Origin of the sequence: Martinezella lusitana (assembly GCF_016901135.1) — a bacterium.
Taxonomy (GTDB): domain Bacteria; phylum Pseudomonadota; class Alphaproteobacteria; order Rhizobiales; family Rhizobiaceae; genus Rhizobium; species Rhizobium lusitanum_D.
The window spans coordinates 39,277-54,310 of record NZ_JAFEVL010000030.1 but is presented as its reverse complement, the minus strand read 5'-3'; the positions used below and the strand labels follow the sequence as shown (position 1 = coordinate 54,310).

15 protein-coding genes and 1 pseudogene are annotated in these 15,034 nt (G+C 58.9%); 6 read left to right on the top strand and 10 right to left on the bottom strand.

Features of this window, described 5'->3' with window-relative positions; all coding sequences use genetic code 11:
• Positions 1 to 93: 93 nt before the first annotated feature.
• The 4 genes from JTP94_RS11485 (at position 94) to JTP94_RS11470 (ending at position 2,477) form a co-directional block, all read left to right on the top strand.
• Positions 94 to 669, top strand: coding sequence for a DUF637 domain-containing protein (locus tag JTP94_RS11485; RefSeq protein WP_204850618.1), 576 nt, complete (start codon positions 94 to 96; stop codon positions 667 to 669).
• On the top strand, positions 588 to 1,019 hold the full coding sequence (locus JTP94_RS11480; RefSeq protein WP_204850617.1) for a DUF6862 domain-containing protein: 432 nt from the start codon (positions 588 to 590) through the stop codon (positions 1,017 to 1,019). The genes JTP94_RS11485 and JTP94_RS11480 overlap by 82 nt, the downstream gene beginning before the upstream one ends.
• 244 nt (positions 1,020 to 1,263) lie before the next feature.
• On the top strand, positions 1,264 to 2,043 hold the full coding sequence (locus tag JTP94_RS11475; RefSeq protein ID WP_246754831.1) for a polymorphic toxin-type HINT domain-containing protein: 780 nt from the start codon (positions 1,264 to 1,266) through the stop codon (positions 2,041 to 2,043).
• Between the two features lie 71 nt (positions 2,044 to 2,114).
• Positions 2,115 to 2,477 (top strand): hypothetical protein, encoded by a 363-nt coding sequence (locus JTP94_RS11470; protein ID WP_312038152.1) that lies wholly within the window; start codon positions 2,115 to 2,117, stop codon positions 2,475 to 2,477.
• A gap of 449 nt (positions 2,478 to 2,926) precedes the next feature.
• Here JTP94_RS11470 and JTP94_RS11465 read toward each other — a convergent pair whose 3' ends face one another.
• The 8 genes from JTP94_RS11465 to JTP94_RS11430 form a co-directional block, all read right to left on the bottom strand.
• Positions 2,927 to 4,249, bottom strand: coding sequence for an FAD-binding oxidoreductase (locus JTP94_RS11465; protein ID WP_204850614.1), 1,323 nt, complete (start codon positions 4,247 to 4,249; stop codon positions 2,927 to 2,929).
• Between the two features lie 10 nt (positions 4,250 to 4,259).
• Positions 4,260 to 5,159 carry an ABC transporter permease gene (locus tag JTP94_RS11460; RefSeq protein ID WP_204850613.1) on the bottom strand — a complete coding sequence of 300 codons (900 nt, stop codon included), beginning with the start codon at positions 5,157 to 5,159 and terminating at the stop codon, positions 4,260 to 4,262.
• A gap of 10 nt (positions 5,160 to 5,169) precedes the next feature.
• Positions 5,170 to 6,120 (bottom strand): ABC transporter permease, encoded by a 951-nt coding sequence (locus tag JTP94_RS11455; protein ID WP_204850612.1) that lies wholly within the window; start codon positions 6,118 to 6,120, stop codon positions 5,170 to 5,172.
• 81 nt (positions 6,121 to 6,201) lie between these two features.
• The gene (locus JTP94_RS11450) at positions 6,202 to 7,875 is read right to left on the bottom strand and encodes a peptide ABC transporter substrate-binding protein (RefSeq protein ID WP_204850611.1); all 1,674 of its coding nucleotides are present in this window, start codon (positions 7,873 to 7,875) and stop codon (positions 6,202 to 6,204) included.
• A gap of 79 nt (positions 7,876 to 7,954) precedes the next feature.
• On the bottom strand, positions 7,955 to 9,286 hold the full coding sequence (locus JTP94_RS11445) for an FAD-binding oxidoreductase (protein ID WP_204850610.1): 1,332 nt from the start codon (positions 9,284 to 9,286) through the stop codon (positions 7,955 to 7,957).
• Positions 9,287 to 9,288: 2 nt separating this feature from the next.
• On the bottom strand, positions 9,289 to 9,987 hold the full coding sequence (locus tag JTP94_RS11440; protein WP_204850609.1) for an SDR family NAD(P)-dependent oxidoreductase: 699 nt from the start codon (positions 9,985 to 9,987) through the stop codon (positions 9,289 to 9,291).
• Positions 9,988 to 10,010: 23 nt separating this feature from the next.
• Complete coding sequence (locus JTP94_RS11435; RefSeq protein WP_204850608.1) at positions 10,011 to 10,496, bottom strand: MarR family winged helix-turn-helix transcriptional regulator; 486 nt, start codon at positions 10,494 to 10,496, stop codon at positions 10,011 to 10,013.
• A gap of 277 nt (positions 10,497 to 10,773) precedes the next feature.
• Positions 10,774 to 12,420: an ABC transporter ATP-binding protein gene (locus JTP94_RS11430; protein WP_204850607.1), complete on the bottom strand. Its 1,647-nt coding sequence runs from the start codon at positions 12,418 to 12,420 to the stop codon at positions 10,774 to 10,776.
• 198 nt (positions 12,421 to 12,618) lie between these two features.
• On the opposite strand from JTP94_RS11430, the pseudogene JTP94_RS11425 reads away from it, so the two are divergent.
• A pseudogene (locus JTP94_RS11425) lies at positions 12,619 to 12,768 on the top strand (IS6 family transposase); the annotation flags it as partial.
• Between the two features lie 59 nt (positions 12,769 to 12,827).
• Here JTP94_RS11425 and JTP94_RS11420 read toward each other — a convergent pair.
• Entirely contained in the window at positions 12,828 to 13,205 is a 378-nt protein-coding gene (locus JTP94_RS11420; RefSeq protein WP_204850606.1) for a nuclear transport factor 2 family protein, read from the bottom strand.
• A 31-nt stretch (positions 13,206 to 13,236) separates the two neighbouring features.
• On the bottom strand, positions 13,237 to 13,989 hold the full coding sequence (locus JTP94_RS11415; RefSeq protein ID WP_204850605.1) for an SDR family oxidoreductase: 753 nt from the start codon (positions 13,987 to 13,989) through the stop codon (positions 13,237 to 13,239).
• Between the two features lie 110 nt (positions 13,990 to 14,099).
• Between JTP94_RS11415 and JTP94_RS11410 the strand changes: the two genes are divergently transcribed.
• A complete protein-coding gene (locus JTP94_RS11410) occupies positions 14,100 to 15,002 on the top strand; it encodes a LysR family transcriptional regulator (RefSeq protein ID WP_246754830.1) in 903 nt (300 codons plus the stop codon).
• The last annotated feature ends 32 nt before the right edge of the window (positions 15,003 to 15,034 follow it).

Sequence of the window (15,034 nt, the reverse complement as noted above, 5' to 3'; positions counted from 1 at the left end):
GACCTCAACGGCGGCATCATCGCCTCGACCGCCGACCCCAAAAACAACGATCTGACCGCCAACCAGATCCTCTATTCCAACATCGAAAATTCGATGTCGGCGTCCTCGACCAGCTATGGCTTCAGCCTGATTGGCGCAGGCATTCCGCTCCCCGTCGTCGGCCAACCGGCCAAACAGAGCGATAGCGGCGCGACGCTGGCAACGATCACGCCCGGCAACTGGAACCTCACAGGCCAGAGCCAGGATCTTTCAGGCCTCAATACCGATGCCTCCAAGGCGAGCAATACGGTCGATCCCTTTAACATCGACAAGCTGAAAGCCCAGCAGCAAAGCGCAGCGGCATTGTCGGTGCTTCTGAACATGGGCGTCGGCGAGCTTTCGACGCAACTTGGCTTTGCCGAAGGATCTCCTGAGAAGGTCGCCTTGCATGCTGCCGTCGGCGCGATCGTCTCACAGCTGGCCGGCAGCAATGTGGGTGCCGGCGCTCTCGGCGGTGCTGCGAGCGAAATCGCCAATGGCGTGCTTCAGCAGGTCCTGCAGGCCGATCCCAACCTCACGGATGCCCAGAAGAGCGCTATCACACATTGGTGGCGGCAGCCGTCGGCGCGGCCGCCGGCGGAGGCACAGGCGCGGCAGCCGCGCTCGATAATGTCAACTACAACTACCTGACACATGAGGAAAGTAAGGAGCTGGAACGCGCCGAATTGGCCTGCCGAGGTGGCAGCGATAAGGATTGCACTCGCCAATATGAGCTTCTCGATCTCTCTCAGGCACGTGACGACCAACTGCACGGTTGTGTTGGAAATTCATCGAGCGAATGCGTCAAAGCCAGAACGGATCTGCGCATTGCAGCGGCAAAATATGTGGACGCCGCTCTGACAGGCGATGGCGAGTATCTTTCGCCAATCGGAGTATTGCAAAGGCAGTGGGCGTTTTTGCAAGCTTACGAATATGCCGACGACAGCGATCTCGGCCAAATCGCCGATGCCGATCGTATTGCAGCTAATTTGAAGAAATGACGAAGCAAAGGCGCTCCTTACGGCGTCGAAGAGTGACTATGCCACAGCGCTTCGCCTTGGAATCCTTTACGGCGTCATAACGGTCGGCGCGAATGGAACGTCTGGCAAAGGCGGGACATCCAACCATGCTCCCGGTAGTGCGGAAGCCTCTCCCGCCGAAGGTGGTTGCTCATTCGATGGCTCCACGCTGGTCAAAACCGTAGACGGATTTACGGCCATCAGCGAGGTGCGCCCAGGGAGGACATTGGTTTGGTCGCGCGATGAACAAGGCAATGAAGGCTATAAGCTAGTCCTAAAGCGTTTCCTGGATAAACATTCTGAGACGGTCTATTTAACGCTGCAATCCGAAGGCGGCCACGTAGAGCAGACGATCACCACCACCACGTTGCATCGCGTCTTCGCTGTTTTGCCGCAGGGCGCCTCCAAGGCCGCGCAAATTGCGATCGATGGACGGTTCTATTCTGGGCCAATCCGCGACGGTGTTTGGATTGCCATTAAGGATCTGAAACCTGGCGACAGAATGCTGGATGACGACGGCTCTTGGTCTACCGTCGTTTCTATGCGCATCGAAGCCAAGTCGCTCGATGCCTATAATCTCACCGTTGCTGACTACCACACGTACTTCGTCAAACAGCCCGCGAATGATAACGCCAAGCCGGTCTGGATGCACAATACTAATTGCCAGATTCTTGGCGATTCTGTTTTAGTCGTCCCCAACAACGGCTCAAGCAAGGTTTACAATCGAATCCAACTTACCAGCTTCGGCGAAACAGTTTATGACGGCGCACTCGATCTTAGGCCGACAATGAATGAAATTAGCCAAAATGCTGGCTCAAACGGCGCCCACGAATACTTGAACAATAGTGGACTTCTCCCAGGATCAAGGGGATCATCCAACAACTACACTACATACGTTGTAAATATCCCCGGTATCGAGAGTTCACCTGCAAGGCTTTTATACTCATCTGATGGAAGTATTCGGTTCACTCCGAACCATTACGAAAGCTTTATAAAGGTAAAGTGAAGATGATATATTATAATCAGTCGCCCGATCCCGCGGAGAAATATGATCTCATCGTGAGAATCGATAGAATCGTGGAGCGCGATGAAGAGCTATTTCAGCTATTTTTTGACCAAGGAGTTCTGCCTGACTATTTTGGTTGGAGCCTCGATGCCTTGCAGGACAGTATTTTTCTCTGGCGGACGAAACTCAACAAGAAGAAGATACTTGTAGATTTCGTCGTGAACCTCTCGACGCCCACTCGTACAAATAGGGTGCTGTATCAGTGCTTGCGTCGGCAAATCGAAATTTGGAAAAACGAAGATGGTGTCTTTGATGTTTATATCAGACACGATCCAGATGGTGGGATCAGAAAAAAAGTCGAAAACTCCGGAAAGGTTCTCACTCAAGCAGAGTGGCAAAATAGAGTTGCTAATCGTACCAAACGACGCCATTAAATTTATATTCTTCATCACGTTGATCAAACAGCAAACACCGGGATGGGGCACTCTTCTGTGTAAATCGATTCACGCTTTGGGTTCCGGGCGGCGATTGGCAAGCCGTTACGTTGATGATTAACAAGGACGGCAGCGTTACTACCAAGTTCGAATACCCGGAAGAAAAGGTCTGACACTCATCTTGATGCGTCTGTCGACAGTCATGAAGGGCTTAGCGCAGAGCTTTCGAGCAGTTCGCAATGCGGATGATGCCTGCCGAATATTTGAAACAACATTCCGAGCATGCACCGTCAAAATCGAAAGCTGCTGTTACGCGTTGCTGGAGAACGGCCAGTCGTTATTGCGTTTGAGAGAGCCTGAGGTGGGTTCAAGGATGAAGTGCAACATCGGTCGAACGATGCCTGGTCATGCCAGCATGCTCCGCCGCAAAGCTTAAGGCGACGCTACCATCAAGCGTGCGGCGGCAAGGGAGCACCGGCGAGTTTCGTCTTGATCCAGTCCGAAACGCGATGATAGCGCAGGGTGAGCTTAGGTCCATAGTTCATGTAGAAAGGCGCTGACGTCAGCGGCTCGAGCTTGAGCGAAAGATCCTTCTCCGGCACGCCCCTGGCCCATTCCGAAAGAATGCCGCCAAGCATGCTGCCCGTCGGCACACCGCGGCCGGAAAGACCGGTCAGCGCCACAACGCCGGGTGCCAGGTCATAGAGGCGCGGGACCGTGCGATATTGCATGTCCAGCTCGCCGAACCAGAAGTATTCCCAGCGGATCTCCTGTTTGATCTGCGGATGCAGCCACTTCAGCCGATCGCTCATGACTTGCCGCGTATATTCCATGTCGCGGCCACGCCGACCCATTGGAAACATGGAGGCGACGATCCGTCCTTCGGCATTGTATTTGTAGACATAGATATCGCCGCGGCCATCGTGGATGGTGGTGTTTCGCGGCAGGATCGATTGGCGCTCGTCATCGGAAAGCGGCTGGGTAGCGGCGACGAAGACTTTCTGGATTTTGAATGTCTGGTCAAGTTTCGGCCAGCCGCCCACGGTGTAGGCGCCTGTCGCGAAGATCACCTTGTCGGCGATGACCTTGCCCTTGGCCGTGCTGATCGCCCATCCGTCGGCCTGGCGCTCGCATCCGGCCACCGGCGAGTTGGTGTGGATGGTGCCGCCTTCCTGGATCACCGCCCGCGCGAGACCTCGGGAATAGCCGAGCGGGTTCAGATGCCCCGCCTCCTCATGCAGCCAGCCGCCATGAAAGCGCGGACTGCCGGTGATAGCCGCCACCTCGTCCTTGTCGAGCGCCCGCGTCCGGGCGCCGACAGCATTATAGGTCCGCACCTTCTCCTCGATCGTCTTCATCGCGCCGGGGTAGGGGGCGCCCATGACATAGCCGTTCTGCTGCCATTCGCATTGGATCTGATAGCGCTGGATCATGCTGGAAACGCGGTCATTGGCGCGGGTCTGCCGGGCGATCAGCCGCTCGGCCCAGGGCTCGCCCAGCATCGAGCGCAATTCGGGCAGGCTGTAGTGGGTGAAGGTCGGCGTGCAATGCCCGGCATTGCGGCCAGAGCCGCCGAAACCGACTTCTTCCCTTTCGAGAAGCACGACGCTGATGCCGCCGCTGGCAAGCTCAAGCGCCGTCGTCAGTCCGGTGTAGCCACCGCCGACGATGCAGACGTCTGCCTTGGTTGTGCCTTCCAACTCTGTCGTTTCGGGAGCCGGCGGTGCCGTCGCGTACCACAATGTCGTCTTAAACGGCGAAAACTTGGTCATGGTGGTTTTCTCAACTCAGGTCGCTGCGGGCATCGAGCGCATCGCGCAAGCCGTCGCCGATAAAATTGAAGCTGGTGACGGCAAGGGTGATGGCAACGCCGGGAACGATCGCCAGCCACGGGGCACTGGCCAGATATTGCTGGGCACCGTTCAGCATGTTACCCCAGCTTGGCAAGGGCGGCTGGATGCCGTAGCCGAGGAAGCTGACATAGGCCTCGAGCAGAATGGCGCGTGCCACCGTCAGGGTTGCCGCAACGATGATCGGGCCTATCGCATTCGGCAGCAGCTCGCGAAACATGATCCAGCCGTTGGAAAGGCCGAGCATGCGGGCCGCCAGCACAAAGTCGCGTTCGCGCAGTGATCGCACCTCTGCTTCAACGATGCGCGCGACCTCCATCCAACTCGTCACCGCGATGATGACGGTGATCATGAAGGGGCTCGGCTTGATGAAGGCCGCGAGTGCCAGCAGCAGGAAGATGCTGGGGAAGGACAGGAAAGCATCGACGAAGCGCATCAGAAACATGCCGAGGCGGCCGCCATAATAGCCGGCGACGACACCGATCGTGGTACCGATCAAGGTGCTGAGCACCATGGCGAAAAAGCCGACCAGAAGCGAGATGCGGCCCGCCATGAAAAGGCGCACGGCAACGTCGCGCCCGAGCGGATCGGTCCCGAAAATATGGTAGCCGGCCGTAAAGGGCGGCGCGAAGCGGTGGCGCAAATCGATGAAAAGCTCGTCATAGGGAAGTAGCGACGGCCCGATCAGGCAGGTAAGGATGATGAGCGTGATCATGGCGACGCCGAGGAGGGCGAGCCTGTGGCGAGCGAAACGGCGCAGCGTGCGGTTCTGCCACCAGTGCGTATGCGCTAATACGGGCGGGGAGAGGCTGGTGGGGGAAGAGGAAGACATGGCGTTTCTCCTAACCGAGCCGGACGCGCGGATCGACGAAGGCGACCAGCAGATCCGCGAGCAGATTGCCGATCAGCGCGAAGACTGCCGAGAACATCAGGAGGCCCATGACAACGGGATAATCGCTGTAGCCGAGACTATCGAGAAAGAGCCGCCCCATTCCCGGCCAGGTGAAGACGGTTTCGGCCACCAGCGCGCCCCCGAGGATCGTCGGCAATTGCACGCCGGCAAGCGTGATCATCGGCAGCAGAGAATTGCCGACGACATGCCGCAACAACACGCGTCGTGGCGACAGGCCCTTGGCGTTGGCGGTGCGGACGAAATCCTGGTTGATGACATCGAGCGTGGCGGTCCGCATGTAGCGGCTCCACACAGCGATGTTGACGAGGGCAAGCACGAGGCTCGGCATGATCAGATGGATCGCATAATCACTGAACGAGCCGTTGCCGACCGTGTACATGTTGCCTGCCGGCAGCCATTTCAGTTTCAGCGAGAAAACATAGATGGCGACAAGGCCGAACCAGAAGGTCGGGATCGACAGCGCCACCATGGCGCCGATGGTGGCGCTGTAGTCGAAGATCGAATAGCGCTTGGTAGCACCCTTGATGCCGATCCAGGTGCCGAGCACAATCGAGATCGCCATCGAGGTGCCCATCAGCAGCAGCGTCGCGAAGAGGTGGCCGAGAATGATCGACAGCACCGGCTGGTTGTCGCGATAGGAGTGGCCCCAGTCGCCCATCAGCATGTGCCTCAGCCAGTCGAGATACTGGATGGGCAGCGGCCGGTCGAGACCCATCTGCGCGGCGATCCGGTCGAGCGCCTCCTTGGTCATGCCCGGCGTCAGCGTATATTGCGACAGCGGGCCGCCGGGTGCGAGGGTGAGAACGGCAAAGCCGATCATCGATACGAGCAGCAGCAGTATCAGGCTCTGCCACAGGCGACTGAGGAGATAGCGAAGCATGGCATTCGTCTCCGATGGTGACGAGATGGGAAGCGGCCAGCCCTCCGACCCCCAACGGATCGAAGGGCTGGAACGGGACGATTAGGCCTTGGCCCAGTACCAGGTGCCGACGTTCCATGTGTCGATGCGCACGTTGACGTTGGGGATGACGTTTTCAACCCCTACCTTGTGCCCGCGTACGGTCGCATATTGGAACAGCGGCAGGAAAGGCAGGTCGTGGCGCATGATCTCCTGGATCTTCTGGTAGACCTTCTTGCGCTCCTCCGGCACGAAGATCTGGCCGCCTTCAGCCAGGAGTTTGTCGACTTCCGGATTGGCATATTGCCAGGAGTTCTGACCGGCTCCTCCCTTGGCGGTGATCGCGGTGGAGCGGAAATAATCCGAGGTGTCGGGATCGGAACCGGTCTGGAAATTGATGCCGACGACGACGGAATCGAACTTCGACATTGTCCAATAATCGCCCCACATGACCGCCGGCGGCAGGTTGGAGATGGTGAGCTCCACGCCGATATCCTTGAAGGTCTGCTGCATGAACTGCTGCACTTGCTCACGGATATGATTGCCGGCGGTGGTGGAGTTGGTGAAGGCAAGCCTGACGCCGTCCTTCGCGCGGATGCCATCGGCGCCGGGCTTCCAGCCGGCGTCATCGAGGATCTTCTTGGCCTTGTCGGTGCTGAATTCCTGCTTCGGCAGGTCCGGATTGTAGTAGAAGGACTGCTGCGGCATGTAGCTCTCGGTCGGTGTCGGCAAGCCGTAATAGAGCGCGTCGATGATCGTCTGCTTGTCGATCGCGTAATAGAGCGCCTCGCGTACCGCCGGGTCCTTGAACTGCGGCCGCTCCATGTTGAAGCCGACGGATTCGACGGTGGCGGCTGGAACGACGGCGACGGCCTTGCCATCCAGCCCCTTGGCCTCGTCATAGTGATCCGGCGTGATCCATTGCAGGCCGACGACGTCGATGTCGCCTGTCTTGAACTGGGTATAGAGCACCGTCAGGTCGGGAATATATTTGTAGACCAGGGTCTCGAGGTAGGGGCCGTCCCCGAAATAGTCGGTATTGGCCGCAAGCGTGATGTGATCGCCGGCGATGCGTTCGACCCACTTGAACGGGCCGGTGCCGATGGGCGCGTTGTTGAAGGGCGCGCTGTTCTTGTCCTTCTCCGCGCCGAGGACATGTTTCGGCACGATGAATGTGGCGGCAAGGATCGACGGGTAGGGCGCGAACGGCTTTTCCATCCGCCAGGTGATTTCCGTCGGCGAGACGACGGTGAGATCGCGCACCAGTTCGTGACCGGTCTTGCGCCAACTGCGGAAATCCGGATCGACCATGAGTTCGAGGGTGAACTTGACGTCTTCGGCGGTGAACGGCGTGCCGTCATGCCATTTCACGCCGTCGCGCAGCTTGATCTTCCACTTAAGGCCGTCGGCCGAGATGCCGCCGTTTTCGACGGTCGGGACTTCGGTTGCAAGTGCGGGAGTGAACTTGCCCTCCGGGGTGACGTTGAAGAGCGGATCGAAGACGCTGAAATGGATACCCTCATCGACTTCGATGTGTATCAGGTGCGGATTGAAGACGGTCGGCTCCTGCGAAAAGCCGATGATGAGCTGGCCGGTCGGCTTGGCGGGCGGTGCCGCGAAAGCTTCACCGCGGCCGAGAATATTGGGCATGATCAGCCCGGAAGCGCCGAGCGCCATCATGGTCAGCGCCTGGCGGCGGGTGGGTTTCAGGAGGATAGTGTCGTTTGCGTCGGACATGTTGATTCCCCTTTTTGTTGGTAGGACTTTGGCTGTTCTTCTCTCTTGTTGTTTTTACTGTCTTCTATTGGCGGGCAGGTCAGAAACCACTGATCAGTTCGATCTTCGAACCGTCGTGGAAGCGGGAGAAACGGAAGTTCTTGCGGTCAACGATCGGCGGCTTGCCGGTGACGATATCGGCCATCAGCCGCCCGGCCGCCGGGCCGATGCCGAAGCCGTGGCCGGAAAAGCCGGTCGCGATGTGGAAGCCTGGAATGCTGTCGATCGCGTCGATCACCGGCACGGCATCCGGCGTGACGTCGATATAGCCGGCCCAGCGCTGGGCGATCTCGGCCTTTTCGAAAACCGGGAAGGCTTTCTTGAGATTGGCAAGCGCCGTGTTCGAAAGCTGGGTCGATGGCTTTGGATCGAGGACGCGGCAATATTCGAACGGGCTTGCCTCATCCATCGCCCAGCGGTCGGGAATGCGGACCTCGTCAAGAAAGCGGCCGGAGAGGCGGAAATTCAGCGAGCGCCATTCCTTTTTAAGCGCCGGAAAGAACTTGCCGGCATAGCGGAAAGACTTCGGCACGATGTCAACGATGTTCTCGTGACCGGAGGCGATGGTGTAGCCGCCATCCTGGCGCTTGCGCAGAGCAAAGCCGTTGGCCCAGATCGCCTGCTCGGGACCGCCTTCCAGCGGCTTGGTGCGCAGTACGGAGTTCATCACCTTCAATTGCGGGAGGTCGAGCCCGAACATGCCGGCAAACAGGCTTGACCAGGCGCCGCCGGCGAGAACGACGGCCTTGCAGGCGATCGGGCCGCGCTCGGTGATGACGCCGGAGATCCTACCGCCCGCCGTCTCGATGCCGCGCACGGCACATTCAGTGAGGATCGTCGCACCTTTGTCGCGCGCGGCTTCGGCGATCGCCGGCGCTGCGCGTTGTGGTTCGGCCCGACCGTCAGCCGCCGTAAAGAGCGCGCCTTTCAGGTCCAATTGAGAGCCCGGAAAAAGACTCTTGAATTCAGCTGAACCCACCATGCGGCTTTCCAGCTGGTAGCCCTCGAGATTTCGGTTCCATCGCTCATGATCCGCATATTGCTTGTCGTCGGCGCAGGTAAAGACGATGCCCGCCTTCCTGTAGCCCGTATCGCGGCCGGTGCGGGTGTCGAGCGTGCTCCAGATGCGCAGCGCTTCCGCCATCAGCGGCACCTCGCGCGGGTCACGTCTGGAAATGCGCACCCAGCCCCAGTTGCGGCTCGACTGCTCCTGGCCGATGCCGCCCTTTTCACAAAGCGCGACACGCAGACCGCGCTCAGAAAGTTCGAGCGCTGTCGAGGCGCCGATGATGCCGCCGCCGATGACGACGACGTCGACTTCCTTGGGCAATTCCGCATCCCCGTGGACGGGGACTACATAGGGACCGGGCATGCTCAGTAAGACTCCTCTAGCTGGCAGTTGATCGCAAACTCCGCGACGCTTGCTTCGTTCGGCAGTTCGATCAGCATGGAAATGATGCGGGCGAGATCCTCAGGGTTTGTCATCTCGCTATCGGCCTTGCCGCTGATGCCGCGGGCCATGTCGGTCGCAACAAAACCTGGGCATATGGCCGTGGCGCGGATGCCGAGATCGAATCCTGCGTGGCGAAGGGCATGGGCGAGAGCGACAGCTGCGAATTTCGATACGGCATAAAGCCCGGATTTAGCGCTTTTGACCCGCTTGCCGGAGAGCGAACCAACGATGATGACGCGGCCCCGGCCACTTTCGGACAAAGCAGCCCAGGTGGCTTTTGCCAGACGCTGCGGGGCTTTGACATTGACCTCAAGCAGCTGGTCCATGTCGTCGTCATCAGCCTCGATGACGGTCTTGGGGATCATGATGCCGGCATTGGCAACGACCGCATCGATGCGTCCGAACACATCGATCGCCGCGTCGTTCCAGCGTATCCCGGCCTGCGTATCAAACGCGTCATAGGCAAAGACATGGACGCGGACAGGGTCGGCCCAGACGGGCATTTCCGGCTGCCGCATGCCAAGCGAAAGGCGCCAGCCGCGGGCGGCCAATTCTTGCGCCAGGGCAGCGCCGATGCCGCGGCTTGCACCCGATATCAAGGCGACGCGGTCCTCACTCATAGGCTTCTCCAGTATTCGGCTCGTCATGACCGCTCCAGGATGCGCCGATAGGTCCGGCGCAAGATGTCGAGGACCACGTCATGTTCTTCATCGGTCATGTCCGAAAAGAATTCGCGGGACTGCAGCGTCACCAGCCTGCGCACGTGGACTGCAAGCAGGGCACCTCTGTCGGTGATGTAGAGGGCTTGGGCGCGGCTATCCTCCGGTGCGATTTTTCGCTGCAGGAGCCCATGTTCCTCCATCTGATCGACAAGCCGCCCCATTGCCGAACGGTCCTTGAGAATCACCTGGGCGATCGTCGAAGGGCGGATGCCGGGGTTTCCATCGACAAGAAAGAGCGTGGTGATCTTCCCTGTACCCTGGGCGACATCGAGGCCTTCGAGCTTCTCGTCGAGATCGCGGGACACGGCGATGTTGAGGCTGCGGATGTAAAAGCTCAACGTATCCTCAAGCACATCGATGTCGATGTCCTTAACGGAGGCGGGGCCATTCTTGGTCGGTGTCGTCATGGCACGGAACTCGCGAAGGCAACAGAAATCCACGCCCGCAATCCGTCAAGGAAGGGGATATCGCTGACATCAGCGGCAATGGATCGTTTGGACTTTCAAGGACATGAAACGTCGGATAGTGGACAAATGCAACTAATTTTTTCGACGCAGGTATAAATTTTAGTCACAGGAAGTAATTGCCTATTTCATAAGCGTGACACGCCGTGGAAAAGGCGAAGTGATCAGAAACAGCCCATTCTACATCGGCAGTGGCAAGGACCCGGACAAACGAGCCACCCTAGGCGCTGGCTTCCCAATCACCGCCGGGAATAGCCGCGACGAGGCGCTGCGTATAGGCGTGAGCCGGCGCCCGGAAAATCTGCGATGGTGGACCGTATTCGACGATCTCACCCTTGTACATCACCGCCACCTCGTCGCAGATCTGGCTTGCAACGCGCAGGTCATGGGTGATGAAGACCATCGCCACCTTGGTATCCTGCTGAATCTCGGCAAGAAGCTGAAGGATCTGCGCCTGAATGGAGACGTCGAGCGCGGACACGGCCTCGTCGGCCACAAGCAGCACAGGGTCGAACATCAACGCCCGCGCGATGCCGATGCGCTGTCGTTGGCCTCCGGAAAATTCGTGCGGAAAGCGATCATAGGCGCCCTCGTCGAGGCCGACGCGTTTGAGCAGCCGCAATGCCTTGGCCTTGGCCTCCTGCATCGAGATCGCGTGCGCCATCGGCCCGATCGTCAAAATCCGACCGATCGTATGGCGGGGATTGAGCGATGCAAACGGATCCTGAAAGATCATCTGGATATAGGGTCGCAGCGGCCGGAACGCCTGGTCGGACAGGGACGCGATATCGCGTCCATCAAACAGAATCTTGCCGCCGTCCGAGTTCATCAGCTTCAGGAGCACGCGGCCGAGCGACGACTTGCCCGAGCCGGATTCACCGACGACTCCGAGCGTGCGGCCCTTGCGAATGGAGAAGCTGACATCGTTCACCGCATGCACGATCCGCGCTTTAGAGAAAAAGCCGCCACCGCTGCGATAGGTCTTGTTGAGGTTTTGTACCTCCAGCACAACAGGCGTGTCGGTGGCCCCCTCGCGATCCCTAGCGGTCATTCGCGGAACGGCGGCGATCAGCCGCTGCGTATAGGGATGGGTCGGCGCCGTCAGGACCTGCAATGCCGGCCCCTGCTCGACCAGATGACCCTTTTCCATGACGATAACCCGGTCGGCAATTTCAGCGACGACGCCGAAGTCGTGGGTGACGAACAGGACGCTCATGTTCTTGCGCCGCTGAATCTTGCGAATGAGATCGAGAATTTGCGCCTGAGTCGTGACATCGAGCGCCGTCGTCGGCTCGTCGGCGATCAGGATATCGGGATCAAGCGCCAGCGCCATGGCGATCATCACCCGTTGGCGCTGGCCGCCAGAAAGGCGGAAAGGATATTGATGCTGCAGCATGACAGGGTCGGGCAATCCAACCTCAGACAACAGCTCCTGTACCTTTTCCTGTCGGCTCGAAGGGGTGCCGACCTTATGGGTCTCAAGGACCTCAAGGATCTGATCGCCGATAGTCATCAGGGGGTTCAGCGCAGAAAGCGGATCCTGGAAGATGATAGATACAGCCCGACCGCGCAACCCCTGAAGCCTTTTCGGATCAGCGCTCAAAAGGTCAACGCCCTGGAATAGGATGCTGCCGCTCGTGACCCGGATGACCGGTGCTAGCAGGCCCATGATGGCGTTCGCCGTTACCGATTTGCCGGAGCCAGATTCACCGATAATACAGAGAATGTCGCCCCTGTGCAGATCAAAGGAGATATCCTCGACCGCGTAGGCGCGCTCCATGTTCTTGGGAAGGCTCACAGTCAGTCCCCGCACCGAGAGAACCGGATCGCTGGAGGCAGCGACATTTTGGGTATCGGGTGGGGCCATAGAAAGCTTCCTTGCTCTGAACCGGGGACAACCGCTGTCTCAGCGAGAACTCGTGATTAACAGAAGCAAGAAGGATGCCGGTATTGCCGGACGTGATGCAAGCAGAGAAATTTCTTGAGCGGATATTGGCTTTCACAACGTCTGCGGCATTTCGCAATCGTCCTTTGGACCTTCACGCGCTGTCGACATTTCCTAATGCTTGCCGGCTTGAAGGATTGGGAAAAGCCGCTGACCATCAATACCGATAGGGCGCCAACCCATGGCATAGCGATTGGCGACCTCAAGAAGGAGGGCAAGTGCCCGCAGGAGACCGTGCATCGACAGGTGAAATATCTCAACAATCTTGTCTAGGCCAATTATGGACATGGGTTGGGATAATCACCTTCGTCGCATGATGACGACCTTCTTCATGACGATGCAGGTAATTGCTCATCGAAAAACAAGTAAATCGCCGCGATTTTGCCGTTCCTCGCGACAATGAAATCCGTCCCAGCATATGCTGGCGGTGCGCCGGGTGCGCCCGAAACCCACTGGACGCGCCCGGCCTGATCATGAAGAACTTCCGGTGCCCGCAGGATAGTGTATCGGAAGCTTGGATGAGTGGCGCGGATCACTCCCGCGATACGTGCGATCTCCTCGCGGCCGCGGTAGATGCCGTTCGGTTCACAAAACATGGCATCGTCCGTGAAGATCTCGTCCACGACGGTACGACGACGGGCGTCATCGCCCTCGCCGAAGACGTCGTGAAGATTGCGGATAAGCAAGGTGGCTATATCATAGGACATGGCAGTTCTCCGGTAAGAGGATGGATAGCGATCAGATCTGGACCTGGCCGCCGTCGACGAAGAGTTCGACGCCGTTGATGAAGCTTGCGTCGTCGGATGCGAGAAATAGTACCGCCTTGGCAATTTCCTCAGGCCTCCCGATCCGGCCGGCGGGGATGAGGCTAGCGAGATAGGTCTTCGTGCCTTCAGCTTGATCGCCGCTGCCGAAGAGTTCGTTGAGGCCGGCTGTGTCGGTCACGCCGGGACTGACCACGTTGACCCGGATGCGACGGTCCTTCAGGTCGAGGATCCAATTGCGGGCGAAATTGCGGATGGCGGCTTTCGTGGCGGAATAGACGCTGAAGGCCGGGGTGCCGGAAATGCTTGTCGTTGAAGAGGTGAGAATGATCGAGCCGCCGTCCCTAAGTAAGGGCAGGGCCTTCTGTACTGTGAACAGCACTCCCTTCACGTTCGTATCGAAGGTCTTTTGATAGTGCTCTTCCGTAATGGCTCCGAGTGGAGCGAATTCGCCGCCTCCGGCGTTGGCGAAGACGACATCGATATTGGAATGTTTCTGCTGCACAGCGTCGTAGAGGCGGTCGATATCGACGAGACGGCTCATGTCGCCCTGTACGCCTGTGACGAGACCACCGATTTCCTTGACTGCAGCGTCGAGTGCATCCTTGCGGCGACCGGTGATGAACACCGAGGCCCCGTTCGCTGAGAAAGCCTTCGCGGTGGCCAGGCCGATGCCGCTCGTGCCGCCGGTTATTACCACGACGTTGCTTTCGAACTTGTACGTCACTGTCTTTCTCCTTTGTCGCGGCTCTTCAGTCCGCTAACAAAGAACATGCCAGCAGAACGCCGATGCAAATAGTCGGCAGATGCGGTACCCACCGTTCTACAGGAGGAACGATGATGCGGGCTGACCTGAATGATCTGGTATATTTTGCCGAAGTGCTAACCCATGGCGGCTTTGCGGCGGCCGGCCGCGCGCTGCGCGAGCCTAAATCAAAACTGAGCCGTCGTGTCGCCGGCCTGGAAGTACGGCTCGGAGTCCGTCTGATCGAACGATCGAGCCGGCGCTTCAGGGTGACGGACATCGGCCAAAGCTTTTACGAACGTTGCAAGGTCATGCTGGTGGAGGCCGAGCGGGCTGAAGCCCTGGTGGCCGAGGCACAGTCGGAGCCACACGGCGTCGTGCGCATGAGTTGCCCGACGGGGCTCATCGAGGCCATCTCGACGCTCGTTGCGCAGTTTCTCGACCGCTACCCTAAGGTTCGTCTGCAACTCGTCGCCATCGATCGTCCGGTCGATCTCATCGAAGAGCGGATCGACGTTGCGCTGCGTGTCCGGACCTCGCTCGACAGCGATGCTTCCCTCACCATGCGGTCGTTGGGAGAGTCCATTCGTATCCTTGTTGCCAGTCCACAGCTTGCGGGCAAGATTGCCGATGTCGAGGATCTTGGGCGGTTCCCGACGCTTGCGACCAACGATGATCAAGGAGATATCGATTGGCATCTGACAACCGACGACGGCCGCACGCACGTTCTTCGACATGCGCCGAGGGTTGGATGTACCGACTTCTCGGCGGTGCGTGCTGCGGCGGTCGCAGGATTGGGTATCGCGCTCCTCCCTGACCACACATGCCGGCAGGCGCTGGAGGCAGGTTCGCTCATACGCGTCCTGCCAGCCTGGAGGGGAATGCGGGGACAGGTGCATCTGGTCTTTACGACGCGGCGAGGCCTTCCTCCTGCCGTGCGAAAGTTCATCGATAGCCTCGCCGCCGGATTTCCTCGCGACGCTCTGACACGTTGAGGGCGCGCTATTCTATGAGGAAGAGCCCAATT

Bases quoted from the DNA above. Each gene is read 5' to 3' on its own strand.
- JTP94_RS11485 (WP_204850618.1), top strand. From the start codon at position 94: ATGTCGGCGTCCTCGACCAGCTATGGCTTCAGCCTGATTGGCGCAGGC.
- JTP94_RS11465 (WP_204850614.1), bottom strand. From the start codon at position 4,249: ATGACCAAGTTTTCGCCGTTTAAGACGACATTGTGGTACGCGACGGCA.
- JTP94_RS11460 (WP_204850613.1), bottom strand. From the start codon at position 5,159: ATGTCTTCCTCTTCCCCCACCAGCCTCTCCCCGCCCGTATTAGCGCAT.
- JTP94_RS11455 (WP_204850612.1), bottom strand. From the start codon at position 6,120: ATGCTTCGCTATCTCCTCAGTCGCCTGTGGCAGAGCCTGATACTGCTG.
- JTP94_RS11450 (WP_204850611.1), bottom strand. From the start codon at position 7,875: ATGTCCGACGCAAACGACACTATCCTCCTGAAACCCACCCGCCGCCAG.
- JTP94_RS11445 (WP_204850610.1), bottom strand. From the start codon at position 9,286: ATGCCCGGTCCCTATGTAGTCCCCGTCCACGGGGATGCGGAATTGCCC.
- JTP94_RS11440 (WP_204850609.1), bottom strand. From the start codon at position 9,987: ATGAGTGAGGACCGCGTCGCCTTGATATCGGGTGCAAGCCGCGGCATC.
- JTP94_RS11435 (WP_204850608.1), bottom strand. From the start codon at position 10,496: ATGACGACACCGACCAAGAATGGCCCCGCCTCCGTTAAGGACATCGAC.
- JTP94_RS11430 (WP_204850607.1), bottom strand. From the start codon at position 12,420: ATGGCCCCACCCGATACCCAAAATGTCGCTGCCTCCAGCGATCCGGTT.
- JTP94_RS11420 (WP_204850606.1), bottom strand. From the start codon at position 13,205: ATGTCCTATGATATAGCCACCTTGCTTATCCGCAATCTTCACGACGTC.
- JTP94_RS11410 (WP_246754830.1), top strand. From the start codon at position 14,100: ATGATGCGGGCTGACCTGAATGATCTGGTATATTTTGCCGAAGTGCTA.